The organism is Morganella psychrotolerans, assembly GCF_965118875.1.
GTDB classification, from domain to species: domain Bacteria; phylum Pseudomonadota; class Gammaproteobacteria; order Enterobacterales; family Enterobacteriaceae; genus Morganella; species Morganella psychrotolerans_C.
In genome coordinates, this window is the sequence record NZ_CBCPJD010000006.1 from 145,382 (window position 1) to 170,489 (window position 25,108).

Consider the following 25,108-nt stretch of genomic DNA (forward strand, 5'->3'; position numbering starts at 1 on the left):
GATATCAGTCGCGGGGCGTCCTGATGCGGGGCGGCAGGGGCGGAACCGGTTTTTTATCATCAATAAGATGCCGGATAGCCAGGATCGGGTGATGCCACAGCATCCTGGGTCCTGCCCAGCGCATAATCACTTTCATTTCTTCCCGTGGTTTGGGTTGATAACAGTGAACCGGGCACTGTTTACAGGCGGGTTTATCTTCCCCGTAGCGGCATTTTTCCAGACGTTTCGTTGCATAAATCAGCAGTTCACTGTAATACTCCGGCGCGTCTGCCGGTGCTGGATGTCTGCGCTCATAAAGCGCGACCATGCGGGTAACTGTCTCTATCTCCCGCGAAATACGTTTTCCGGACATCGTTTTTCCTCTTTTACGCAGCAACGAAATAATAAATTTTAATAATATGCTTAAAATTAGCTTTCTTTTTATTTCAAAATAAAATACTGTACATGCATACAGTTCATGGGAGCAACATCATGCGTATTGAAATCTTATTAGATAAACGGAATGCGGTGCCTGAGCATGTACTCCAATCACTTGAAGTGCAGTTAAAACGTCTGATCCTGCCGGACTATCCGGAGATGCAATTTCGTATCGGGCAAAGCAGCCAGACGACTATCAATATCTCCGGTATGAAATCGGCTGATGAAAAACAGGTACTGATGGATACCATTCAGAATATCTGGGAAGACGATAGCTGGATGGGCGAAGAAAACGCACAATAACCCTTCTTTTTTCCTGTCAAAGGAAACGCTATCCCCTCATTTTTTGTGTTTTCTGAGGTGATAGCGATTTTTTCATACCACTCAGTGGTTACAAATTTTATCCGCTGACGTGCTGAACCCTTCTTCATTGCTGGTGAATTTTCCGCGTGCAGCGAGAAAACTGACCAGTTCTTTTGCATCCATGTTGTCGGCAGAGCAGGTATGAAAGCGGGTCTCTGCGCCAAATGCCGCATGGATATCCGCAATCAGTGATTCTGTGGTGTAGCTTTTGCCGCTGTCGATGATCATATTCATTACTTCATGACCATGAACGGATGGTTTCTCAGACATAATAACCCCGGTTGTTTATAAAGATGTAAATATTATGCATCTTTTCGGGCGTAATAGGTTGCGTCAGGTCAGCTTATTGTGAGATCAGGTATAAAGCAGAGAGTGAAACCGGGGACATAAGATAACGCCTGTGACAGGCGTTATCTGTCAGTGAAGTGAAATTACCGGCACTCTTCCAGGATACGTTGCATCTCATCTTTAGCATGCAATTTTTCTTTTTTGAGACGGGCAACACTATCGTTGTATCCTGCGCCATTCGGGCCTTCAAGCTTGGCAATTTCACCATTCAACTGGTGATGCTTCAGGTACAGTGCGGCAAAACGAGGATTTGAGTCTTTAAGCTGTGCAATAAGGGCTTGTTGATCAAGTGGCATAGAACCTCCTGTTTGACGGGGAATGCAGCCTTTTCAGTATAACAAACGCGCACTGAATTGCATGGAACATGTCGTTATAACCGTGATCATAATGGCATATTTACATTATAGGATTTTCAATAACATTGATGTCGTCAATGGGAAAATTGATATTCATTGGTTTAATGCACTGGTTTTTCGGTTTTTTTATCATCATTATGCGATGAATTGTAAGAATAATCTGTCTTTTCATCTGAGGATGAACCAATGCTTATTATAATGTTCTTATCAGTTAGTATGAAGATTATGAGACGAGTTCATAATTAAATGTACTTATAAAATAAGGTGGTTATTTGATGAAAAAATTAATTCTTCCGGTTATGGCGATGCTTGCTGCTGCGGGGGCTTATGCTGAAGATGCAAAAACAACCGATATGCAACTACTGACAAAAGATTCAGTTAAAGCGCAGCCACTGACAAAAGATTCAGTTAAAGCTCAACCACTGACAGATGTAAAAGCCGGCCTGATTAAAGCGGAGCCATTAAAACTTGTGAAAACAGATAATGGGATGAGTGAGCTGAAAAATTTCCCGCAGCCGGCCTCAGGCCAGGTTCGTCATGTGATCGCGGTTGAGCCGAAAGCGGATGAAGGGCTGTACAAAATTGAACTTGTGGTCGGGAAAAAACAGATGGTGGATTGTAATCACCAGTGGTTCGGTGGCAGCCTGACACAAAAAACGGTTGAAGGTTTTGGTTATGATTATTATGAAACCGGCGAATTAACCGGGCCGATGTCTACTATGATGGGCTGCCTGAACAATGATAAACGCGAAGCATTTGTCAGCGCAAATATGGGTGACGAGGCTTTTGTCCGTTACAACAGCCGTTTGCCGGTCGTGGTTTATGCACCGAAAGATGTGGATGTTAAATATCGCATCTGGAGCACGGATAACCAGTTAGCGGACGCACCTGCGAAATAACCGTATTATTCTTCTCTTCAGAAACACGGCTCCGGCCGTGTTTTTTTATTCTGTTCTGTAATGATTTCGTCGTACACTAAATACCTCACTGTTTGTGGGTTTTACTGATGCTATTTTTACAGAGATATTAATTATGGAATTCCAGCCATCCCGCCAGATTGCCACTGTTTTGCAATGGATATTAAATATTGCACTGCTGATGCTCGGCGTACTCCTGATTATTTTTATGGGAAAAGAGACACTGACGCTGATGAGATTAGTCTTTTCCGTACAGGAAAAAACGACGTATTTGTTATTAGACAGCATTGTGACATATTTTTTGTATTTCGAGTTTATTGCACTGATTGTGAAGTATTTTTTATCAGGCTATCATTTTCCGCTGCGCTATTTTATTTACATCGGGATCACGGCGATGGTGCGTCTGATTATTGTTGATCATACTGATGCAATGGCAACATTCCTGCATACATTATCAATACTGGTGCTGATCGTGGCGTTATATCTGGCGAACACAGATAAGTTAAAACGCGCCTGAGTTATTTTTATATTTACCTCTGAAGGATTTCTCTGATGAATAAAGTTTCTGTTATTGCGGGCGTGCTGTTTTCTGTATTGTGTCTGGCGCTGCCTGCCGTTGCCGCTTCACATACGGTCACGGTTTTTCACTGTGTGAATAAAGACAAAAAAGTGATTGATGTGATACTCAAGGACGGACGTTATAACTATAGCTTTGGTAAAATTGGCAAAGGTGCGGATATTTCAATAGATCGCGCACCCGCTCAGCTGACGTCAAACTATTTAAATACCCGCGCAGCGGAGACGGATACCGGCACGGCAAGCACTTATGAACTTAATTTTATGAATGGTGATTACCATTATCAAATTTTTTCCGGTTATATCGGCAGCCGTTATGACGGCGGCGTGACAGTTTATAAAGGTGATAAATTGATTACCACAGTAAATTGCCTGCCGGAGACGGTTGTGGATTATCTGGCAGAGCATGTTTTTGATTTACCGGAGGCCTGATATACCCTTATTCATTCAAACTGCAGGTTCGTTGCCTACGCTCAGCTAACCGGGTCACATACTGATGTATGCTCCCCGTCTATCTTCCCTTGCCGCCTGCCTGCATCCTGAATGACGTTGGGTAATACCCTTATTCATTCAAACTGCAGGTTCGTTGCCTACGCTCAGCTAACCGGGTCACATACTGATGTATGCTCCCCGTCTATCTTTCCTTGCCGCCTGCCTGCATCCTGAATGACGTTGGGTAATACCCTTATTCATTCAAACTGCAGGTTCGTTGCCTGCAGCTTGAATAACGTTGGGTATATGATTATTTATCCGGGTTTACCGGACAACCATTACGGAAGTTTTGGCGTGACGGACAATGCCTGAGGCCGTTGAGCCGAGCAGAAACGTTGCTGCATCCGGGCGGTGAGAGCCCATCAGAATTAAATCAGCATTAATGTCTTTGGCATAAGACAGAATTTCATTTTTTGCCGAGCCGATGACGGCGTGCAGAGTGTACTGACGTGCCGGGACAGAAATATCTTTCAGTAAGTCCTGCAACGCAGTAAGTGCTAATTCAATACGCTCGCCGGACTCACGCAAACTGACCGGCAGTGAGGCATATTCCACACCAAAAAACATCTCCACATTCGGGATCACGGTCAAAAAGTGAATTTTCGGATTATCAATTTTTGCCAGTGCTTCCACATGGGGCAGCATTTTATCGGTCAGATCATCTTCCAGAATATCAATCGGAACCAGAATCGTGTTGTACATATTGCCTCCTGTTAATTGAATACCTTTTCAGTATGGCAAAAAATGAACAGATATGTTGTGATCATTTCGGCAGCTTATTTAATTTATGAAATGAAAATAACTCTCGTTTATTTTCAGGATAATCAGATTTAATAAAAGAATAATAAATTAAAAAGAGAAACTATACATCAGCGGAACAGTCGGAATAACCGTGTTTAAAAGCGATAAGAATAATGATTCGCAATTGTAAAAACCAAATGAAATCATAAAATTGGAGACGGTTTTGAATTACTGTGGCATACTGTTTACCGTGAAATATGATACAAAAAACGGCGTGCCGTTATTCTTATATTGCATTGTTATCTGTGATTTTTTTTATTTTTGTTCTGAAGGACGGCATAAATCCGCCGGTTGAACTAAAATAGTATTAATTTATCGAATTAGTTTACCTGAACTATTAACCACAAAATTAATGTGGAATTAAATTATGTCAAATACACCTGTACATGCGGATAAAATCACAGCTGAAACCCCTGTGATTAATCAGGACATGAAATTTGCTGCGGCTAAAAAAAGTACCTGGATAAGTGTTTGGGTGAACGCGATTTTGTCTGTCTGGCAGATAGTTATCGGGGTATTTTCTCATTCGCAGGGGCTGATTGCTGATGGTATTCATACCCTGTCTGATCTGATTGCGGATTTTGTGGTACTGATTGCTAACCGGGGCAGCCGTAAAGCACCGGATGACGATCACCCGTACGGACATTTCCGCTATGAAAATGTCGCCTCGCTGGTGCTGGGTGTGCTGCTGCTGGTCGTTGGCGGCGGTATGCTGTGGACAGCCGGTTCGCGCATTATGTCACCGGAAACAATTCCGGAAGTTCATCCAGTGGCGTTATATGTGGCGCTGTTGGCACTGCTGGCAAAAGAGGGCTTGTTCCGCTACATGTTATATGTGGCGCGCAAAGTGAAGTCCAATATGCTGGAAGCGAATGCCTGGCATGCCCGCTCCGATGCGGCCTCATCCCTGGTGGTGGCGATTGGTATCACCGGCAGTCTGCTGGGATACAGGATACTTGATCCGATAGCAGCTTTAGTTGTCGGGTTGTTTATTCTGCGGATGGGGATCAAATTTACGCTGCAATCACTCCAGGATTTAATGGATCGCGGCGCAGATGAAGAGACTATTGCGAAAATTACCGAATCCGTCATGGCGACGCCCGGCGTGGAAGGTATCCATGATCTGAAAACGCGCAAGTCCGGCGATTATCTGCTGGTGGATGTGCATCTTGAAATTGATGAAAATCTGACTGTCAAAGAGGGTCATGAGATTGCCATTGCCGCAGAAATGAATATCCGGCGCGACCCGCAGGTTCTGAGTGTGATGACGCACATTGACCCCGCGCAATCTGTCCGTGCAGGGCTGACAACCTGATATTCTGCTGTGTAAGCAATCAAAGGCGCACATGAACGTGCGCCTTTTTTATATGTGCTTTACAGCGATCCGCTGGAAAGGCGGATAAGCCCGGACTGTTTATCCCAGCGCAGAGAATAAAGTGCTTTATTATTCTGTGCTGACAGCCAGATTTCATCCCGTCCCTGATCCTGGATCCGGTAGAGATAATACCCGGCATTACTCAGGTAATTTTTCAGCGGGGCAGAGTCCCCGGCATCACGGAACACAATGCTGCTCATTTCTGAAATAGACCCTTCCGTCGGAATATACTCAAACTGATAATTATCCGTTATCCGCGGGGCATTACGAATGCCGCTGTCGGTATACAGATAATAGCGGTAAGTATCTGATTCATGATAAATAATCCTTCCTGTCTCATGAAAGAACAGAAACAAACCAAAAAGCAACAAAGGAATACAAAGAAGCGGTAATCCGATTTTTTTCATACGCTGACCTTTAATACACTGTCGTGACTATTCTTGAATATCCGTATCCCGGAATATAGTGTATAGATCAAACGATATCAGGGGGAAATACCATCGTATTTATCTGATAATTATGGAAATTGCGATTTCCGGAGAGTTGTTTAAAGTGCGGTGAGACAGCAGATTATCCGGTTATGATAATCTGCTGTGTAAACAGGAGCTGATTAGTGTTGCAATGCCTGCGGATTGACACAGTTTTGGCTGACATCCAGGTTCAGGGCGCGGATCACATTATCCACCGCACAGGCGGCCATTCCATAGCGGGTTTCATGTGTTGCCGAGCCGATATGCGGCATCAGTACCACATTGGGCAGAGATAGCAGCGGAGAGTCAGGGGAGAGCGGTTCCTGCTCAAAGACATCCAGACCGGCGGCAAGGATCGTATTATCCGCCAGCGCCTGTGCAAGTGCGGTTTCATCAATAACCGCGCCGCGTCCGATATTCACCAGAATGGCGCTGCGTTTCATTTTTTCAAATTGTTTACGACCAAACAGATGATGCGTCTCTTTTGTCAGCGGCAGCGTGATGCAAACAAAATCTGATTCTGACAGTAAGGCATCCAATGACCGGTATTGTGCCTGATACGCGCATTCTGTTTTTTCATGGCGGGAGCGGGCATTGTAGAGAACCTTCATGCCGAATCCGCAGTGTGCGCGGCGGGCAAGAGCATCACCGATGCGGCCCATACCGACGATCCCCATAGTTTTGTGGTGAACATCGCACCCGTACCAGTCCGGCGTAATACTCTGTGTCCACTCTCCGCGTTTCATCCGCTCTGAGCTGATAATCATCCGCCGCGCAGTTGCCAGCACCAGTGCCATCGTGGCATCAGCGACAGTTTCGGTCAGTACATCCGGAGTGTGCATCAGTACGACGTTGTGTTCACTCAGGGCGGCAACATCAAAATTGTCATACCCGACCGTGATGGTCGATGCCACGCGCAGCTTGGGTGCCATCGTCAGGAAGCGGGCATCAATTTTTCCGCCGGAGCCGAGAATAGCATCTGCCTGTGCCAGCAGTGGTTTTACGGACGGATTGATATCCGGGTCAATCTCCGGGACACGGTGAACATCACATTCAGCAGACAGACGGGCGAGTAAATCATCAGGAATATCGCGGTAAACAACGACGGATGGTTTCATTATGACCTCACAGGGGAAATTATCCACAAGGTTACGGGACTTTGATAGTATGATCATTATCACGATACTAAAAATAATTCCGGTTTTGTACCTTTATTCCTTCAAACTGCAGGTTCGTTGGCGGAGCTTGCCGCCTGTCTGCATCCTGAATGACGTTGGGTATCTATCCAAAAGGCGTTACCTCATGATCAAAATGCAAAAAGACCACTGGCTCTCCGGTTTTCAGTGGTATTTCTTTATTTTCTGTAACACGGTGCTTATCCCGCCGACGCTGCAATCTGCGTTTAATCTCTCAGATGCGGTGACACTGACAATCACACAATACAGTTTTATTGCCACAGCGCTGGGCAGCCTGGTTCAGGTATTTGCCGGGCATCAGCGGGCGATTATGGAAGGGCCGACCGGGCTGTGGTGGGCGACAATTTTGGGGATCTCCGTAGCAGAAGCCTCTTTCGGCACCTCAGCGGGCGTGACCGGGGCAAATATAGCTATCGGTATTGCCTGCGCGGGACTTATCACTCTGGTGATTGGTATAACCGGTGCCGGGGCGCGGATCGCCCGTATTTTTACCCCGACCGTCATGGCGGTGTTTATGTTTATGATGGGTGCACAGCTTATTTCTATTTTTCTTAAAGGGATGCTGGGGCTGCCGTTCGGGATTATGCCGCCGGATGCTGGTGTGAATTATCCGGTCTTTTTCCTTGCTCTGGTGACGTTGTTTCTGGTTCTCGGGCTGATTATCTATGCACCGGCATCGGTTGCAAAATATGCCTTACTGATTGGAGTGTTATTGGGCTGGGGCGCGTATGTGCTGCTATTTTCACCGCCTGCAAGGGATGCGGCTTCCACTACGTGGCAGTTACTGCCGCTGGGGGAGACAACCGGGTTTGAATTGCGCTGGGGTGTGATTATCACCTGTATTCTGACCGGCCTGCTGAATATCAGTAACACTTTCGGGGCTATCCGTGCGACGGATGTGTTTTACATGGACAGGTTGCAGGAGAACAGCAAAATGTACCGGCGCAGTTTTATGGTGACCGGCACAGTGACATTATTGACATCACCGCTGGCGGTCGTGCCGTTTGCACCCTTTGTGTCATCGGTCGGATTAATTACCCAGACCAATGACAGCAGCCGGACATCGCTGGTCGTCGGCGCAGGGTTGTTTTTACTGATGGGGCTGATTACGCCGCTGACGATCTTTTTCAGCGGGCTGCCACTGGCTATAGGCAGTGCGGTGATGCTGGCAACGTATCTGCCACTGCTGTTTTCGGCGCTGTCGTTTGTCGATAAAACGGTACTCAATCCGCGTAATATTTATCGTCTTGCGGTGCCGCTGTTCACAGGGATTTTTTTGATTAATCCTCCGGCTGTTTTTATCAGTGACCTGCCTGTGTTACTGCGTCCGTTGCTCGGAAACGGTATGCTGGTTGCTATTTTACTGGCGGTGGTGTCTGAGAATCTGGTGCGCTGGGATAAGATAAAATAGTCTGTCAGCGGCGGGTTTTGGTCAGACGGACGGCATCCGCGGGCGTATCTGTTTCCAGTTGGAAATAGCTTTTCCCCTGTCCTTTACGGGGCTCCCAAAGCGTTGTTCCGTCGAGCCGGCGCAGGACTTGTTTATAACCGAGCGTGTTCAGATAAGCACCGATTTCATCAGTTTGTATCGTGCCGGTGAAGGTAATGCTGTTGATTGTGGTGTCATTATCATCCCGCGAATAATCAAAATAAAAATCATCTGAGATACGAGGCACGCTGCGGATATCACTGTCGGTATGCAGGAAATACATGAACCGGTTATCTTCCCGGTAGCGCCCCTGTAAATCGGCCTGTGCAAACTGATAAATAAAAACAGACAGTATGATGGCTATCACGATAAAGGGCAGAAACGGGAGATAACGGGTGAAAGGAGGCATGAGTAACATCCATGTGGACAGCAGAACCGCTTATTATGAGAATGAACAGCGTATATTCAATGAGATAACTCCATAAAAAGTGAAAATATCATCACCGGAGGTTCCGTTTTCCGGATGATGCCGAAAATATGGTAAGCTCTCTGTCTGTTCCGGACCCGGAAAATGGACTGACAAAAGGATATTTATGACGCGGAAACTCTGGCTGGCAACCGCACTGCTCCCGATACTGCTCAGCGGCTGTGCCGCACCTCTGCCACCGGCACAGACACAGGCAAATTGCCCTGATTTTACCGGTGTTTATAAGCTGCCTGTCCGGGGTGATGCGCAGAATATCGGACTGGTGCGGTTGGATAAATCCACCAATCAGTACAGTGTGGCGGTTCAGGATAAAGGTGGAATTGATCATTTTACATCCCGTCCGTATCAGGGCGATATGGTTCGGATGGATCAGAAAGAGATGAACGGTCAGCTGGCCTGTAGCGTGATGATTGATCAGGTTGGTCTGATTAAACAGGTTGAGAAAGGCGGACCAATGCCGGGCTTCCCGGGGATTACCCGCGATGACAAAATCAAAATGGCGACAGATTACGCATTGTTTATTTTCAGTCCGGAAGGCATTGATTTTATTAACCTGATTAAGACGGCAGACGCCGTTCCGGCAGAATTACAGCCACCACGCTGATGGCGCGGTCTATTATTTTATTCAGAATTAAGTCTGAGAGGTTTATGTGGAAATTCTTGTCACCGGCGGCATGGGGTATATCGGCAGCCACACCTGTGTTCAGTTAATTCATGCCGGAATGACCCCCGTTATTATTGATAATCTGTGTAATGCCAATAAAAAAGTGCTGGACAGAATAAAAGCAATCACCGGGAAAGAACCTGTTTTTTATCAGGGTGATGTCCGTGATGAAGCTTTTCTGGACACGGTATTTTCCTCACATCAGATTAATGCTGTTATTCACTTTGCCGGTCTGAAATCTGTCGGGGAATCTGTCAGTAAACCTGTTGAATACTATGATAATAATATCAACGGTACACTGGTATTGTTGCGTAGTATGGAGCGGGCGCAGGTCAGACGGATTATTTTCAGTTCATCGGCAACCGTTTACGGCGATCCGGCAAGTGTGCCGATTACCGAAACATCTGAAATTGGTAATACCACCAATCCTTACGGCACCAGTAAATACATGTCTGAGCGGGTTCTCAGTGATGTATGGACCGCTGATAACACCTGGTCTGTTTCTCTGCTGCGTTACTTTAACCCGGTCGGCGCACACCCGTCAGGAACGATGGGGGAAGATCCTGCCGGTATTCCGAATAACCTGACGCCGTACATTACTCAGGTTGCTATCGGACGCCGTGAGAAAGTCTCTGTTTATGGTAATGATTACCCGACACCTGACGGAACCGGCGTGCGTGATTATATTCATGTAATGGATTTGGCCGACGGACATGTGGCGGCACTGAATACCGTCGCGCAATCATCCGGATTGCACATTTATAACCTGGGAACCGGCCGGGGAACCAGTGTGCTGGAAATGATCAGCGCCTTCAGTAAAGCGGTGGGTAAACCTGTCCCGTATGCGATTTGTGATCGTCGCCCCGGTGATATTGCCGAGTGCTGGTCAAGCCCGGAAAAAGCAGCGCGTGACATGCAGTGGCGTGCGGTTCGTTCTGTGGATGATATGGCTCAGGATGCCTGGCGCTGGCAGTTACAAAATCCTCAGGGATATGCCGACTGACCGCACGATTTGTCCGCCGGGTGCAGATAAAGATACGTTATGCTGTCAGTATTGTCGGTTCAGTCACATGTTGTTGATGTGATGAACAGAAATCCCTGACGTATATGTGTTAATTTTATTTATCAACTATCCCTCATTATTAATATTGGCATTTCATTAGAAAGCTGTAATTTCACCCGAAATTACAGCATTTTTTTTATATTTTTTTCCTTCCGCTAATAAATTATCCAGATTTTCTTCATTTTTTAACGATAAATAATCAAATAACTATTATTTTTATAATAATTACCATTATTGATTATATTCTCATTAGCGGATATCAATGATAGGATTAATCATTCTCATTTAATATTTCTTATAAAAAATATCAATCTTGTCAGGGATTTTTATGCACACTTCATTCAAACGCTCATTACTTGCGGTCGCAGTTATGACCGCAGCCACCACGGCTTACGCCGAAAATAAAAAAGAAGATACCATTGTTGTTACGGCATCCGGTTTTGCGCAGGAAATGCGCGACGCGCCTGCCAGCATTACGGTTATCACCAAAGAACAATTGCAGAATAAGCCCATCAGCAATCTGAATGATGCTGTCAAAGATGTGGAAGGTGTCAGTATTATCGGCGGCAGCATGAAGCCGGATATCAGTATCCGCGGGCTGTCCGGTGATTATACACTGATCATGGTGGACGGACGCCGGCAGAACAGCCGTGAATCCCGACCGAACGGCAGCGGTGGCTATGAATCCGGTTTTATTCCGCCGGTTGAAGCTATTGAGCGTATTGAAGTTATCCGCGGACCTATGTCATCCCTCTATGGGTCTGATGCTATGGGCGGCGTGATTAATATCATCACCAAAGCTGTCTCCGAAGAATGGCACGGCTCCATGGGAATGGGCGGTATTCTCCAGGAGAGTAATGAGTACGGGAATTCGGCTAATAGCGATTTTTATGTTTCCGGTCCGCTGATTAAAGACAAGCTGGGTTTACAGGTTTATGGCGGAATGAACTATCGCCGTGAAGATAAGTTACTGGAAGGTACGCCGCGCCGTGATGATAAAAACATCACCGCCAAACTGGCGTTTACCCCGGTTGAAGGGCAGAAATTCTTAGCCGAAATGGGGCGCAGTACGCAGGAACATACCTCTACGCCGGGTAAATCTATTGATGATTATGCTATCCGTGGCGGGCTGAAGCAGAAAAATAATAAATCTGAAGTTCATAATGACCGCAATCACTGGGCATTAACCTGGAAAGGCGACTGGGATGAGATAAACAGTGATGTCAGTGTTTATCAGGAAAATACCATCCGGAAAACCAATACCGGAAAATGGGAAAAAACCAGTGAAATCTGGAATATGGCCTATGATGCGCGCCAGCCGGAAATCACCAACACGGTAGTTGACGGAAAAGTGACCGCCTTTCTGCCGGATAATATTCTGACAGTCGGCGGACAATATCAGTATGCCAAACTGAAAGATGATTCTGCGATTAAAGGAAAGAAAACAGTCACTGAAACCATCACAGCAGATCAAAAAGCGCTCTTTGTCGAAGATGAATTCAGTGTAACGGATTCTCTGACGCTGACTGGTGGTCTGCGTATGGACGACCATGAATTTTATGGCAAACACTGGAATCCGCGTGCGTATGCGGTGTACAAACTGACCGATGAAATTACCATTAAAGGCGGCGTGGCAAAAGCGTTCCGTGCACCGTCATTGCGTGAGCTCAGTCCGAACTTCGGGACGTCCACCCAGGGCGGGGCAGCGATTATGTATGGTAACCGCGACCTGAAACCGGAAACCAGTGTCACGGAAGAACTGGGTATTGCGTATGATCATGAATCCGGTTTTTCTGCCAGCGCAACACTGTTTAATACAGAATTTAAAAATAAGCTGACCAGCTATCAGGTTGCCGGTGAAACCGATCCGCTGACCGGGCTGAATATGTTTATCTACGATAACGTGGGTAAAGCGAATATCCGTGGTGTCGAAATGGCAACACGCATTCCGGTAGCACAGGACTGGAACCTGGGCATGAATTACACCTTCACAGACTCAGAACGTAAAAGTGATGATGAAAAGCTGAACGGGCAATCCCTCAAAGGTCAGCCGCTGGAAATGACACCGCGTCATGCCGCAAATGCAAACCTCGACTGGCAATTCCGTCCGGATCTGAATTTCTACACCCGCGCAAACTACACAGGCAAACAAATCTGGGCAGCACAACGCAACGGGGCAAAACAGCCGCGTGAACGCAGCGGTATAACAACAATGGATCTGGGACTGACCTACAAAGTGATGCCAAATGCACTGCTGAACCTGGCCGTCCTGAATATCGCCAATGAAAAAGGTGATGATATTGATGTGAACGGGAACTGGCAAATCGATGAAGGGCGCAGGTATTGGGCTAATCTGAAAATCAACTTCTGATTACGCTTCATCCTTCGCCCTGTGGCGGCGTTGGCCGCCCTCAAAACCCGGGTCACATACTTATGTATGCACCCTTACGCTTCATCCTTCGTCCTGTGGCGGCGTTGGCCGCCCTTAAAAAACCGGGTCACATACTTGTGTATGCTCCCCGGTTTTTTTCGGTTGCTGCCTTGCCACAGAACGAATGATTTTGCGTAATATCTGATTTGTCCGCTCTCAGAACAAATGAATTCGCGTAATATCTGGTGTGGTTGGCTGATGTGGCTGATGTGGCTGATGTGTTTTCTAAATGATTTCTGAGGTTATGTGATGTGGAAAAAAGTAATTGTGCTCAGTTGCCTGATGGCGGCTTTTCCGCTGATGGCGCGTCCTTCACAGGAGATAACACCTCTGAGTGAGGCGGCAGAGCAGCAGTTTACTGTGATGCATCATGAGATGAATAACAGCGGGCGGGCTTACCGGTTGTATATCGCGCAGCCGAAACAACCGCAGGCGGCTTATACGGTGGTTTATATGCTGGATGGTAACGGACAGTTTCCGATGATGCTCAATCAGCTCAGTGCCGGGAATATCCGTCCGCTGCCGCTGGTGGTCGGCATTGGCTATCCGTCTGATATCGCCTATCCGAAAATACGCACTCTTGATTATACGCCCCCGGCGGCTGGTGAACAGTTCGCTGATGGCGGTGGTGAAGTCGCTTTCCGGCAGTTTATCCGCCAACAGGTTCTTCCGTGGGTAAGTAATCACTATTCTGTCGATAATCAAAGGCGCTATTTCTTCGGGCACAGTCTGGGGGGGCTATTTGTATTGCGCACCGCCATGTCAGAGCCGGATCTCTTTACCGACTATATCAGCGCCAGTCCCTCGCTCTGGTGGGGACACGGCACTTATATGACAGCGGAGCGTATTGCGGCAGTTTCACCGGATATCCGCCTGACCATTACACAGGGCGGGTTGGAGGAAAAACCTGATCCGTCACGCATGAGTGATGAACAAAAACAGAATCTTGCCTCCCGTTACAGTGACATTACGGCGCGTGAAGTTTGTGAGCAATTACAACAGCAGGGAAAACAGTGTCAGTTGCACAGCTTTGCCGGTAAATCGCACGGCAGTGTGATTCCGGATGCGATTAATACGGTCATTTTACTGCTTCCGTAAATCCGAAAGTTACGTTGATTTTTTGTTAATTTTCATTTAAAAATATCGTTAATAACAGGGAAAACCACATTTTTCCCTGTTATCTCCACGCATGACAAAAACTATTCGTCAGCATTAGTTTTTTTGATTTCATTTCTCTTTCATAACAGTCTATATTCCGCTGCGTTTCTGATATAAATCCACTGCTTCCGGCCCAGATCCGCCATTAACTATTTTGGCGATGGATAAACCTGAGAAAAAAGCAGCGTCATGTTTTTTAGTTTTTTTGTTTAGGTGGAGATAGTGCAGTGATTCACAATACCAGCGCACCGCGTCATGACAGCGTGTTAATCCCTGTCGCGGGTCTGACCTTATTTGCAATTGCATCCGGTTATCTGATGAGCCTGATCCCGCTGTCGCTGGGTAGCTTTGCTATCGGCAGTGAATATGCAGGTTGGTTAGCCAGTGCTTACTATGTTGGTTTATTACTCGGCTCAATGCTGATTGAACCGGTTATTGCCCGCATTGGTCACCGCCGGTCATTTATTTTGTTCGCTCTGGCACTGGCTGCCACGGTCGTTATTCTGCCGTTTTATACTGAACTCAGTGCCTGGCTGGTATCCCGCCTGCTGGCAGGGTTTGCGGTTGCCGGTATTTTTGTGGTGATTGAATCCTGGTTACTGATTGGTGATAACCCGGCTATCCGTGCCAAACGACTGAGTTTCTATATGACAGCGCTGTACGGTGGTACCACGCTGGGGCAACTGGCTATCGGTGTGTTTGGTACGGCGGGTGTGGTGCCGTTTGCTGTGGTCATCGCGGTGTTGTTGATTGCTGTTCTGCCACTGCTGTTCTCCGATGCGCAGCCGGACTGCCATGGCGGACACAAAAACCTTTCTCTGAAGCAAATTTTTCGTCTGAGTAAACCGGCGATGGTCGGCTGTATGACATCCGGTATTGTGATGGGAACAATTTACGGGCTGATGCCGCTGGCGCTACAGGAAAAACAGTACAATACAGAGCAGGTCGGCGGATTGATGGCGGCGATTATTCTCGGCGGGATGATTATTCAGCCGGTGATCAGCAAGTTATCCTCGCGGATGAGTAAAGTGTTATTGCTGGCAATGGTCTCTCTGCTTGGCGTATTTGCCATGGGAATCATTTATATTTCCGGGCATTATCTGGTGATGGTTGCCGGGCTGGCATTATTGGGGATGTCTTCATTTGCCCTTTATCCGGTGGCGATCACGCTGGCGTGTGACACGCTCACAGCGAATGTCATTGTTGCCGCCACTCAGGTCATGCTGTTTTGTTACAGCATTGGCTCAGCGGCAGGTCCGCTGGTTGCCGGGAAATTGATGAAACAACCCGACGGCATTATGAATTTCTTCTTTATTGTCCTGTTGTCCACCGCAATTTATATGCTGTTATCAGCCGTTCGCCGCAAGTCACGTATTCTGGCAAGCTGATTGCTCCGTTATACCCTTATTCATTCAAACCGCAGGAGTGTTGGCTGCATCCTGAATGATGTTGGGTATATATCAAAAAAAAGAATGCCGCATTGATAAATGCGGCGTTCTTTTTTAAATCAGAGGATTACTGTGCGGTGTTATCCGGCAGAATCTCAACAATGCTGGTGCGGACATAATATTGCTGACCGCTTACCGGCGCCGGTACATCACCTGCCATTTTTGTCAGCGCATCTTTTGGTGCATCTGTTGTGACAGATGACTGATACATCTGATTATGGTTCATATCACGGACACTGGCGCGGACATGATATTTTTTACCGTCTTTATTCACGGCCGGAGCATCTGAAATCATTTTTTTCAGGGTTTCACCTGGTGTGGCGGTAGTTTGTGATGCCTGGTAGATCGGTGCGCGGTTGTTATGATAGCCACGACCATTGTGGTTATTATTGCCGTTGTGGTTACCGCGCATCATGCCGTGGCGTCCGCCGTTACCATCGCAATAACCATTATTATTACCACGGTGGTAATTACCGTTATCATTCATGTTCTGTGTATTTTGTTGTTGCTGATTAACCGGAGCCGGTGCTGCAACTGCCGCAAAACCTGCACCTAATAAGCTGAGACCGATAACGCTTGCAATCATTTTATTCATGTTAATTTTCCTTCTGTATTAATTTGAATGAATCTTCGTGTTGCTGTTGGCGCTATCATTAAACATTCCGGAACTGCTGACAATCCGTTTTACCCTTTCTGACTGTGAAATCATAATCCCTGCACAATTCATCATAATTTCTTCATAATTCTCCATTTTATCTCCTTATTTTGGCCGGCAGGGAAACAGGTGAATAAACATATAATTTATAAATATTTATATTTGTTTACATAAAAAATAAGTTAATAGGATTAATTTTATTATTATTGATGCTATTACTGATCACATTGATTTAGTCCGATAACCTGAGGAACTGACATGAAAAAAATGATTTTGATTGCCGGTATCACGGCATCTGTATTTTCATATTCCGCCCTGGCGGAGACAAATACACAGTCCGGTACTATTACCTTCACCACACAGGCAGAAGGTGTAAAGGCCGGCAATACGGCAGATTATCTGATTGGTAAAACCTGGGTGACAACACAGGCGCTTGATCAGAACGGTAAAGAGATCCCCGCAACCGATAAGAGTGTGGAGGGTTTCTTCGGACTGGCTGATTATGAAAAAGACGGCACGGTCAAAATGTATACACCGGAAGGAAAACTTAAATTGCAGGGTGACTGGTCATTCAGTAAAGACGGTAAAACCCGATCACTGACCGGTAAAAATGATAAAGGTGAGGTTTTGTTCACCCGTATTGTGGAGAATATTAAAGTCACGCCGGATGAATATATTTATCGCGTCTATCCGAAAGCAGATGATAAAACACACTATGCGGATATTGTTCATAAACCTAAAACCGCAGAGTAAGTATTGATTTGTCAGCAAATTAAGCGCCGCGATGGCGCTTTTTCTGTTTTACAGCCGGGTCACAGTATCAGTGCGGTTTCCAGCGCCAGTTCGATCATATTGTGCATTGCATTCTGGCGCTGATCGATAGTCAGTTTTCCGCCATTTTTAATATGATCGGAGGTGGTCAGTATTGCCAGCGCCCGCGCACCAAGTTCTGCCGCTACGGTATACAGACCGGCAACTTCCATATCCACCCCGAGAATACCGTATTGTTCCATCACCTTAAACAGTTCAGGGCGGGTGCTGTAAAACAGGTCGGCGGTGAAGACATTGCCGACTTTTACCGGCTGTTGCAGCCGCTCCGCTGTTTTCACCGCGCAAGAGAGCAAATGCCAGTCTGCGATCGCTGCCAGGTCATTGTTATAAAAGCGGTCGCGGTTTACTTTTGAGTCGGTACTTGCACCCATGGCAATGACCACATCCATCAATTTCACGTCATCACGTACCGCACCACTGGTGCCGATACGGATCAGGTTTTTAGCACCGAAATCGTTAATCAGTTCATAGGCATACATAGAAATTGAGGGGATACCCATGCCGTGTGCCATGACTGAAACCTGCTTACCTTTATACTCACCGGTATAGCCCAGCATATTACGGACGTGATTGACCTCCCGCGCTTTCGTTAAATAATGTTCAGCAATAAACTTGGCGCGCAGGGGATCTCCGGGCATAATAATGGTTTCAGCGAAATCGTTTGCGTCTGCCTGAATTGCAACTGCCATAAAAGTGCTCTCCTCTCAATCAAACTGTGTGCGGGGGCGGTATTTGTCAGTCAGCATGTTAGCACGGTTTGCTTTTTGTACCGCCGTTTGCGGCGGGATTTTTCACTCAGGGTTTCTACCGGATACACATTATGAATACAGCAATCGGCATTATGGGGATAGTGGTGTTGCTGGGGATCGGATACTTATTGTCTGAGAACCGGCGTGCGATTAATTTTCGCACAGTAGGGCTGGCTTTTATTATTGAATTGATTCTGGGCGGATTAATTTTGTATTCCCCGGTCGGGCAGAATGTCCTTCTCGTGATGGCAGACGCGGTTACAACGGTGATCAACTTTAATAATGCGGGAACGAAATTTATTTTCGGCGGGCTGGTCAGCGATAAAATGTATGAAGTGTTCGGCAGTGGTGGCTTTATTATCGCTCTGCGGGTGCTGCCGATTATTGTCTTTTTCTCTGCACTGTCTGCGGTGCTCTATTATCTGGGGATCATGCAATTTATTGTGCGCTGGGTCGGCGGGGGATTACAACGATTACTGAAAACCAGCCGGGCAGAATCCATGAACTCGGCGGCGAATATTTTCCTTGGTGTGACAGAAGCGCCGTTACTGGTTAAACCGTATCTCGGTAGTATGACCCGCTCGGAACTGTTCGCCGTGCTGTGCGGCGGGCTGGCTTCTATTGCCGGCACGATGCTGGTGAGTTACGCACAACTCGGTGTAAAAATGGAGTATTTGCTGGCTGCGTCATTTATGGCAGCCCCCGGCGGCTTATTATTCGCCAAACTGATGATCCCGGAAACGCAGGAAACAGCGGATGAATCCAATGCCAAACCGGTGCAGGAAAATCGCCCTGCCAATATTATTGATGCGGCAGCGGAAGGAGCAATGAATGGCTTAAATATGGCGCTGGCGGTGGGTGCAATGTTGCTGGCGTTTGTCAGCCTGGTCGCGTTACTGAACGGATTGCTCGGCGGTGTCGGCGGCTGGTTTGGTTTACCTGAGCTCAGCATGGAACTTGTTCTGGGATATGTACTGTCGCCTATGGCCTGGCTGATGGGCATTCCGTGGAATGAAGCGCTGACCGCAGGTGGGATCATTGGTCAGAAAGTGGTTATCAATGAATTCTTCGCGTATGTGAATCTGGCTGAATATTTGAGAGGTGATGCTGTTGTCGCTGCCACCGGATTGCCGATGACAGAGCGTACACAAATTATTCTCTCTTTTGCATTATGCGGATTTGCCAACTTCGGTACTGTCGCGATAGCTATCGGCGGAATAGGCAGTCTTATCCCGGAGCGGCGTAAAGAGATTGCCACACTGGGTATGAAAGCATTAGTCGCGGGGGTGTTATCCAACCTGATGGCGGCGACGATAGCCGGATTGTTTATCGGCGGGTGACAAATCCGGCTTTAAGCAACTGAAATAGCAGGTGAATTGATAACGGGCAGGCGGACGAAAAGCATGCACGTCAGGGATGACGTGCCTGAGCGCACACGGATGTGTTTACAGCGACTTTTCGGTTTGCCCGTTATCAGTGAACCGGGAGAGTGGCGCCGGACTTAACACAGCGCCATGTTGTATGCCGGACGGCTACTTATAATCCCCTTTCAGGTAGCGGAAAAAGGAGGGATTTACCCAGACTTTCTCACTTTTGACCTGCATGCCACTTTTTGATTTACGGATATTCTCTGCCTGTTTTTCTGCATTTTCCGGCAGAGCCATTAAATCCGCCTGATAATGACCTTTTGTTACACGGGTTTCAGTCACTTCATCATAACCGGTTACCGGCACATAGCTGCGGTAGAACGGCTGCCACCAGGCTGCGCGGATAAGCCCTTTCTGATCAGCGCTGTTTTTCTTGGCGTATTGGTCAATCAGTGCCTGAAAACGATCTCTTTCTGCGATGGTCGGAAATTCAAAATCGAGATTATATTCGCTGGCGATAGCGACTTTTTTCCCGCTTTTCAGTGTGGTTACCGGATAATCAGATTCACCCCATTCCTCCAGATAGACAAATGCAGAGGATTTCGGCGTAAGCTGTACTTTCGGGTCAAACCCTTCGCGTTTGAGCAGATAAACTAACTGTGCTGCGTGATGGATATCATTGTGTCCGTAGCGGATCATCCGTTTTTTATCAAACCCCGATTCTTCCCGCACATCCACAAGGTTGTAGCCGCTGGTATAGCCTTTATCAATAAATTTATTCAGTGATATCAGTGTCTTTGAATCATTCGGGAAGACGGCGGCATCCCATGCTGCAAGCAGGCGCGGGACAATATTTTTATCCGAGACATTACCGAGATAGCGGATTTTGCTCTGCTGTGCATCAACAAACGTCTGAAGTTTGTCACTGTTTGCCGCCGGCGTTTTCAGATCCGCCGGGGTCAGTGCGCCGATAGTGACCATCAGTGCGTCATATTTGTCTGTACCGGGTTGTTGTGTCAGTGATGAAATCTGAGCCGGGCTGTAGGTCTCTGCCAGTTCTGTCAGCGACAAGGTATTTGCTGTCTGTTGTGACGTCAGCGCAAAGGCAGGGTGTAAACTACTGAGAAAGAATACAGATAATAATGTGCCGATAAATAAGGGTTTTTGCATAATTTATCCCGTAAAATGCTGCGAACAAACGATTGCATCACAATATCATATTGTTGTGTGGTGAGTGATAAAGTGTCGTGATTTTTTTACAGTGAACAGGATAAAAAAAGTACGGGGAAAACTTGCAGGAAAGGGCCGGATGAGTAAGATACACCGGATGTGACGTGATGGTTATCACGGTTTTGGAGAGTTTATGAAAGCGCTTTACCGTAAGTTAATTGCAAAAATTGATCAGTTTTCCGTACTCATTCCGATGCGTTTTTTCTGATCCGCCAGGCTCGTCTCTCTCTGCGGGTCATGTGTATGGCGCGCTGTAACTGAACCAGTAAACGCAGAGCCTGTCTGCGGGTAAACAGTGGGGATTGCCAGTGTAGCAGAGAGAAGTACATAATTTGCCTCCCGGCAGATTAGTCTGTGTGGTGTTGCAAAAGCGGCCGGATATTTTTCAACATCCGGCCGTCAGTAACACACTTCTATTTAAAGGTTGGCAGCCAGCCGAACACATCCAGTATCACGGTTAAGTAAACTACCGCACCACAGACAATCACCACGTTCAGTACCGCGTTATTACAAGGTGCGGTATATATGGCACTGCTGTAACGTTTACGGGATGCTTTAACCAGGAATGGCGGTAAAATCACACTCCAGATAGTAAAGGCCAGACCGGCGTAGCCGATGGCGTACACAAATCCGTTCGGGAAGAAAAAGCACACCACAGCCGGCGGCAGATATGTCACCACGGCAGTTTTAAAGCGACCGGCGCTGTCGTTTTTAAACTTCAGCAGGTCAGCGATATAATCAAATAATCCCAGTGTTGCGGCTAACAGTGAGCTGGCGACAGCAAAGTTTCCGAAGAATGTCAGGATGACTTCCATGGTTTTGCCGGACATCACACCGCCGATTGCTTCAACGAAAACATCAATATTGCCGCCTTTCTCAATGATTGGCGCAAAGTTTGCCCGGCTGATATTCCCCATCGTGACACCCAGCCAGAAAATATACAGCAGCAGCGCAAACACCGTGCCGATAATAATTGAGCGGGTGATGAAGCGGAATTTCGTTTTGCCGTACAGTTTGACCAGACTCGGTACATTACCGTGGAAACCAAACGAAATAATACAGAACGGTAATGTCATCAGCACATAAGGGAGATAGCTGGTACCTTTAATGGCAACCGACGCTGAATCAAACAGATTCGCAATTTCCACATGTGCAACCAGTCCTGAAAATGTGGCAAAAAAGGCAATAAATTTACCGAAAATCAGGATGGTGGTAATGCGCCCGACCCACAAGGAGCTGTACCAGACAATCACACCGACCAGACAGGCAACAATCGCCACCGCGGCTTTAATCGGAATGGCGGTCCCGGTGTATTTCAGTATTGTCTGTGAAATGACAGCAGACGAGCCGGAAATATAGGCATAGGTCAGAATATAGAGTACAAACCCGAAGGCGATACCTACGACGACATTCCATTTTTTGCCCAATAATTCAGTTGTAAATGTATTAAAACTGGCGCCCGGTTCGAAATGAAGATTTACTTCAACTAACATTAATCCGGTCATTAACATCATGACGGAGACTAAAAGTAAAATAATGGTCGCACCGGAAAACCAAACTCCGGCCATTGCAATGGGTAATGAAAACATACCGCCGCCAACGACTGTTGCAATAATAAGCATTGTCCCGCTGGTCAGTCCGGGTGATTTATTTGTATCGGAACTATGAACACTCATAATAAAAGTTTCCTATTAATGATCAATATCACCAACAGCATTCATATCTATCGATTTTATTTGTTCGTTATTGTTATACCCTTATTTATTCAAACTGCAGGTGTGTTGGCTGCGGTCAGCCCACCGGGTCACATAGTTTACCTATGCTCCCCGTCTGTCTTTCCTTGCCGCCTGCCTGCATCCTGAATGACGTTGGGTATATAAGATGCAGAGACAAAAAAGCCCCATTAAAGTAATGAGGCCTTTGTCACCAATTTGTTATACGTAATCAAAGCGTGCAGTAAAGAAGCGCAGCTGCTTAGGCTCATAAATGAACTTCAGCCCTTTAATATCTTCTTTATGTTTGAACAGCTTGATAATACCGTCAGCAACCAGATCCATGTGCGCATAAGTGTAAACACGACGAGGAATAGTCAGACGAACAGTCTCAAGCTTAGGACGGTGATGGTCGCCGGTTTCTTTATTACGGCCTGCGGAGATAATACCGCGCTCCATTGAACGGACACCGGTTTCCATATAGATGCTGGCTGCCAGACTCTGTGCCGGGAATTCATCCTGGGTCAGGTGTGCGCAGAAACGACGTGCATCCAGGAATACTGCGTGACCACCGACAGGCTCAACAATCGGTACCCCGGCCGCTTTCAGTTTATCGCCCAGATAACGAACCTGCTTAACGCGGTGCTCGATATATTCAAACTGCATTGCTTCGCGTAAACCAATCGCCATTGCTTCCATATCACGACCAGCCAGGCCGCCATAAGAAGGCATTCCTTCATAAACCACAACCAGTTCGCGTGCTGCTGAGAACAGGTCGTCGTCGTTCATACACAGGAAACCACCAATGTTCACCAGACAGTCTTTTTTACCACTCATGGTACAACCGTCAGCGTAGCTGAACATTTCATGGATGATGTCTTTGATGGAGACATCTTCAAAACCTGCTTCCTGCTCTTTGATAAAGTAGGCGTTTTCAACACAACGGGTTGCATCATAGAACACGTTGATTTTGTGTTTATTACATAACTGACGGACTTCACGCATGTTTGCCATGGAAACCGGCTGACCACCTGCCAGGTTTACCGTTACTGCCAGGCAGATATACGCAATATTTTCCGCGCCTTTTTCTGCAATCAGTTTTTCCAGCTTTTTAAGGTCAATGTTGCCTTTGAATTTCACATCCAGGCCGGCATCGTGAGCTTCATCACGCACGATATCAACGAAGGTGGCACCGTTTTTTTCCTGATGGTAACGGGTGGTAGTGAAGTACATGTTCCCTGCAACATACTGACCCGGTTTAATGGCTAAAGAAGAGAGTAAATTCTCTGCGCCGCGGCCCTGGTGTGTAGGAATAATGTGTTTAAAGCCAAATAATTCCTGAACAGTTCTTTCCAGGTGGAAGAAGTTTTCACTGCCCGCGTAAGCTTCATCACCCATCATCATGCCGGCCCATTGCTTATCGGACATGGCATTGGTGCCGCTGTCTGTCAGTAAATCGACATAGACATCTTTGGAATTTAACAAGAATGTGTTGTAACCGGCCTCTTTCATTCTGTTGATACGCTCTTCGCGAGGGATCATGGAAACAGTTTCAACACTTTTAATACGATACGGTTCTGCTGGATACATCATGGTAAAATCTCCAATTATTTATAATAATAACTCGATAGTTTACACAGGCATTTACTTGGTTATAAATAGCATGCCCGGTGAATGATATAGCATTTGTAAATCCGGTAATTTTCTTGCGTTAATTCAAATTTTATTTATTTACTTTTATTGCTGCTGGTGTAGATGACGTTCTTGTCTGGCTTGAAATCATCATGCTCGAAGTGAATTGAAAATGGAATAGAGGCGATATAAATAAAAAAACCAGCATTAATTAAAAGTGTAAACAAGGTGATCTATATCACCAATGTTAAAATAATTGTTATTATTCAATATGTTGATAGTTGTTAATGTATTGTTGTATTTTGATTTACTATTTGAGGTAAATTTATTTTTTAAAGTGATGTAAATAGTGATAACTCAATGGTTCCCGATATTTATATGATGCTTTCATTCTGTCTTTACTTCCCGGTTATTTATATAGCCATCAAAAATACAAATAGTGCTTTATGAAAAATAAATGCATCTATCTTTACAGGTATAATAAATTATCAGATGTATTATATTACAATACGCTTTTATAAATTATGCATGCACCTTCTTTTTACATCATTATTGGATAGTAAATTTAATATATAACTATAGTTATAATTTCATGTGTATTTTTTGATCAGACGGAAAAACATTGTGATCACGGGGATTTATTAACCTGATTTTAAGATAAAAATAAAAGTGTGACCCGGATAGGATAAATCTGATGATGAAGATCACAGAGATTATGCTTCGTTACATTTCTCCCGGACATGTACGACAAGGGAATAACAAAAATATCTAATAAAAGAAGTGAATTGTTATGCAATTTCAATCTTACCTGTTTAGTGATCGTTTTCACGGATTTCACTTTACAGACATGTTAGCAAAGAAAAATGATGTACCCAAAAGTTTACACCTGATATTGACGGGCTATAACCGAATACCCACTATTGAGTTAACAGCAGAAAGAC

27 protein-coding genes are annotated in these 25,108 nt (G+C 46.1%); 13 read left to right on the forward strand and 14 right to left on the reverse strand.

Features of this window, described 5'->3' with window-relative positions; all coding sequences use genetic code 11:
• Positions 1-4 precede the first annotated feature (4 nt).
• Positions 5-352, reverse strand: a complete 348-nt coding sequence (locus ACMHKJ_RS07915) for a nitrous oxide-stimulated promoter family protein (protein ID WP_413492926.1) — start codon at positions 350-352, stop codon at positions 5-7.
• Between the two features lie 119 nt (positions 353-471).
• Here ACMHKJ_RS07915 and ACMHKJ_RS07920 point away from each other — a divergent pair, with 119 nt between their 5' ends.
• Positions 472-720, forward strand: a complete 249-nt coding sequence (locus ACMHKJ_RS07920; RefSeq protein ID WP_413492928.1) for a DinI-like family protein — start codon at positions 472-474, stop codon at positions 718-720.
• Between the two features lie 81 nt (positions 721-801).
• On the opposite strand, the gene ACMHKJ_RS07925 is transcribed toward ACMHKJ_RS07920, so the two are convergent.
• Positions 802-1,050 (reverse strand): YecH family metal-binding protein, encoded by a 249-nt coding sequence (locus tag ACMHKJ_RS07925; RefSeq protein WP_413492930.1) that lies wholly within the window; start codon positions 1,048-1,050, stop codon positions 802-804.
• Between the two features lie 161 nt (positions 1,051-1,211).
• Positions 1,212-1,424: a DUF465 domain-containing protein gene (locus tag ACMHKJ_RS07930; protein WP_413483278.1), complete on the reverse strand. Its 213-nt coding sequence runs from the start codon at positions 1,422-1,424 to the stop codon at positions 1,212-1,214.
• Between the two features lie 335 nt (positions 1,425-1,759).
• Here ACMHKJ_RS07930 and eco point away from each other — a divergent pair, with 335 nt between their 5' ends.
• The 3 genes from eco (at position 1,760) to ACMHKJ_RS07945 (ending at position 3,409) form a co-directional block, all read left to right on the forward strand.
• Positions 1,760-2,383: a serine protease inhibitor ecotin gene (eco, locus tag ACMHKJ_RS07935; protein WP_413492932.1), complete on the forward strand. Its 624-nt coding sequence runs from the start codon at positions 1,760-1,762 to the stop codon at positions 2,381-2,383.
• A gap of 133 nt (positions 2,384-2,516) precedes the next feature.
• On the forward strand, positions 2,517-2,918 hold the full coding sequence (gene psiE / locus ACMHKJ_RS07940; RefSeq protein WP_150384783.1) for a phosphate-starvation-inducible protein PsiE: 402 nt from the start codon (positions 2,517-2,519) through the stop codon (positions 2,916-2,918).
• A 35-nt stretch (positions 2,919-2,953) separates the two neighbouring features.
• Positions 2,954-3,409 carry a hypothetical protein gene (locus ACMHKJ_RS07945; protein WP_413492934.1) on the forward strand — a complete coding sequence of 152 codons (456 nt, stop codon included), beginning with the start codon at positions 2,954-2,956 and terminating at the stop codon, positions 3,407-3,409.
• Between the two features lie 324 nt (positions 3,410-3,733).
• Here the strand turns inward: ACMHKJ_RS07945 and ACMHKJ_RS07950 are convergent, their stop codons facing one another.
• Positions 3,734-4,171 (reverse strand): universal stress protein, encoded by a 438-nt coding sequence (locus ACMHKJ_RS07950; RefSeq protein WP_413492936.1) that lies wholly within the window; start codon positions 4,169-4,171, stop codon positions 3,734-3,736.
• Positions 4,172-4,637: 466 nt separating this feature from the next.
• Here ACMHKJ_RS07950 and ACMHKJ_RS07955 point away from each other — a divergent pair, with 466 nt between their 5' ends.
• On the forward strand, positions 4,638-5,585 hold the full coding sequence (locus ACMHKJ_RS07955; RefSeq protein ID WP_413492938.1) for a cation diffusion facilitator family transporter: 948 nt from the start codon (positions 4,638-4,640) through the stop codon (positions 5,583-5,585).
• Between the two features lie 59 nt (positions 5,586-5,644).
• On the opposite strand, the gene ACMHKJ_RS07960 is transcribed toward ACMHKJ_RS07955, so the two are convergent.
• Together ACMHKJ_RS07960 and ghrB are read right to left on the reverse strand one after the other, a co-directional pair.
• A complete protein-coding gene (locus ACMHKJ_RS07960; RefSeq protein WP_150384782.1) occupies positions 5,645-6,052 on the reverse strand; it encodes a hypothetical protein in 408 nt (135 codons plus the stop codon).
• A 203-nt stretch (positions 6,053-6,255) separates the two neighbouring features.
• Entirely contained in the window at positions 6,256-7,233 is a 978-nt protein-coding gene (gene ghrB / locus ACMHKJ_RS07965; RefSeq protein ID WP_413492940.1) for a glyoxylate/hydroxypyruvate reductase GhrB, read from the reverse strand.
• Positions 7,234-7,417: 184 nt separating this feature from the next.
• On the opposite strand from ghrB, the gene ACMHKJ_RS07970 reads away from it, so the two are divergent.
• On the forward strand, positions 7,418-8,722 hold the full coding sequence (locus tag ACMHKJ_RS07970; protein ID WP_413492941.1) for a uracil/xanthine transporter: 1,305 nt from the start codon (positions 7,418-7,420) through the stop codon (positions 8,720-8,722).
• Positions 8,723-8,726: 4 nt separating this feature from the next.
• On the opposite strand, the gene ACMHKJ_RS07975 is transcribed toward ACMHKJ_RS07970, so the two are convergent.
• The gene (locus tag ACMHKJ_RS07975) at positions 8,727-9,149 is read right to left on the reverse strand and encodes a hypothetical protein (RefSeq protein ID WP_413492943.1); all 423 of its coding nucleotides are present in this window, start codon (positions 9,147-9,149) and stop codon (positions 8,727-8,729) included.
• Positions 9,150-9,333: 184 nt separating this feature from the next.
• On the opposite strand from ACMHKJ_RS07975, the gene ACMHKJ_RS07980 reads away from it, so the two are divergent.
• The 5 genes from ACMHKJ_RS07980 to ACMHKJ_RS08000 all read left to right on the forward strand — a co-directional run bounded on the left by ACMHKJ_RS07980 (position 9,334) and on the right by ACMHKJ_RS08000 (position 15,931).
• Positions 9,334-9,831, forward strand: a complete 498-nt coding sequence (locus ACMHKJ_RS07980) for a hypothetical protein (protein WP_413492945.1) — start codon at positions 9,334-9,336, stop codon at positions 9,829-9,831.
• A 46-nt stretch (positions 9,832-9,877) separates the two neighbouring features.
• The gene (galE, locus tag ACMHKJ_RS07985; protein ID WP_413492947.1) at positions 9,878-10,894 is read left to right on the forward strand and encodes a UDP-glucose 4-epimerase GalE; all 1,017 of its coding nucleotides are present in this window, start codon (positions 9,878-9,880) and stop codon (positions 10,892-10,894) included.
• A gap of 388 nt (positions 10,895-11,282) precedes the next feature.
• A complete protein-coding gene (locus ACMHKJ_RS07990; protein ID WP_413492949.1) occupies positions 11,283-13,325 on the forward strand; it encodes a TonB-dependent receptor domain-containing protein in 2,043 nt (680 codons plus the stop codon).
• A gap of 309 nt (positions 13,326-13,634) precedes the next feature.
• The gene (locus tag ACMHKJ_RS07995) at positions 13,635-14,483 is read left to right on the forward strand and encodes an alpha/beta hydrolase (RefSeq protein WP_413492951.1); all 849 of its coding nucleotides are present in this window, start codon (positions 13,635-13,637) and stop codon (positions 14,481-14,483) included.
• A gap of 287 nt (positions 14,484-14,770) precedes the next feature.
• Complete coding sequence (locus ACMHKJ_RS08000) at positions 14,771-15,931, forward strand: MFS transporter (RefSeq protein WP_413492953.1); 1,161 nt, start codon at positions 14,771-14,773, stop codon at positions 15,929-15,931.
• A 127-nt stretch (positions 15,932-16,058) separates the two neighbouring features.
• Here the strand turns inward: ACMHKJ_RS08000 and ACMHKJ_RS08005 are convergent, their stop codons facing one another.
• Both ACMHKJ_RS08005 and ACMHKJ_RS08010 read right to left on the reverse strand, forming a co-directional pair.
• The gene (locus tag ACMHKJ_RS08005; protein ID WP_413492955.1) at positions 16,059-16,586 is read right to left on the reverse strand and encodes a hypothetical protein; all 528 of its coding nucleotides are present in this window, start codon (positions 16,584-16,586) and stop codon (positions 16,059-16,061) included.
• A gap of 18 nt (positions 16,587-16,604) precedes the next feature.
• Entirely contained in the window at positions 16,605-16,742 is a 138-nt protein-coding gene (locus tag ACMHKJ_RS08010; RefSeq protein ID WP_413492957.1) for a hypothetical protein, read from the reverse strand.
• 162 nt (positions 16,743-16,904) lie between these two features.
• Between ACMHKJ_RS08010 and ACMHKJ_RS08015 the strand changes: the two genes are divergently transcribed.
• Positions 16,905-17,399: a DUF4822 domain-containing protein gene (locus ACMHKJ_RS08015; protein ID WP_413492959.1), complete on the forward strand. Its 495-nt coding sequence runs from the start codon at positions 16,905-16,907 to the stop codon at positions 17,397-17,399.
• Between the two features lie 59 nt (positions 17,400-17,458).
• On the opposite strand, the gene deoD is transcribed toward ACMHKJ_RS08015, so the two are convergent.
• On the reverse strand, positions 17,459-18,166 hold the full coding sequence (deoD, locus tag ACMHKJ_RS08020; RefSeq protein WP_413492960.1) for a purine-nucleoside phosphorylase: 708 nt from the start codon (positions 18,164-18,166) through the stop codon (positions 17,459-17,461).
• 131 nt (positions 18,167-18,297) lie between these two features.
• Here deoD and ACMHKJ_RS08025 point away from each other — a divergent pair, with 131 nt between their 5' ends.
• Positions 18,298-19,566 (forward strand): NupC/NupG family nucleoside CNT transporter, encoded by a 1,269-nt coding sequence (locus ACMHKJ_RS08025; protein ID WP_413492962.1) that lies wholly within the window; start codon positions 18,298-18,300, stop codon positions 19,564-19,566.
• A gap of 192 nt (positions 19,567-19,758) precedes the next feature.
• Here the strand turns inward: ACMHKJ_RS08025 and ACMHKJ_RS08030 are convergent, their stop codons facing one another.
• The 4 genes from ACMHKJ_RS08030 to ACMHKJ_RS08045 all read right to left on the reverse strand — a co-directional run bounded on the left by ACMHKJ_RS08030 (position 19,759) and on the right by ACMHKJ_RS08045 (position 24,128).
• The gene (locus ACMHKJ_RS08030; protein WP_413492964.1) at positions 19,759-20,763 is read right to left on the reverse strand and encodes a hypothetical protein; all 1,005 of its coding nucleotides are present in this window, start codon (positions 20,761-20,763) and stop codon (positions 19,759-19,761) included.
• A 245-nt stretch (positions 20,764-21,008) separates the two neighbouring features.
• The gene (locus ACMHKJ_RS08035) at positions 21,009-21,152 is read right to left on the reverse strand and encodes a hypothetical protein (RefSeq protein ID WP_413492965.1); all 144 of its coding nucleotides are present in this window, start codon (positions 21,150-21,152) and stop codon (positions 21,009-21,011) included.
• An 84-nt stretch (positions 21,153-21,236) separates the two neighbouring features.
• Positions 21,237-22,499 (reverse strand): aromatic amino acid transporter, encoded by a 1,263-nt coding sequence (locus ACMHKJ_RS08040; protein WP_413492967.1) that lies wholly within the window; start codon positions 22,497-22,499, stop codon positions 21,237-21,239.
• Positions 22,500-22,757: 258 nt separating this feature from the next.
• Positions 22,758-24,128: a tyrosine phenol-lyase gene (locus ACMHKJ_RS08045; RefSeq protein WP_067360826.1), complete on the reverse strand. Its 1,371-nt coding sequence runs from the start codon at positions 24,126-24,128 to the stop codon at positions 22,758-22,760.
• Positions 24,129-25,108 lie beyond the last annotated feature (980 nt).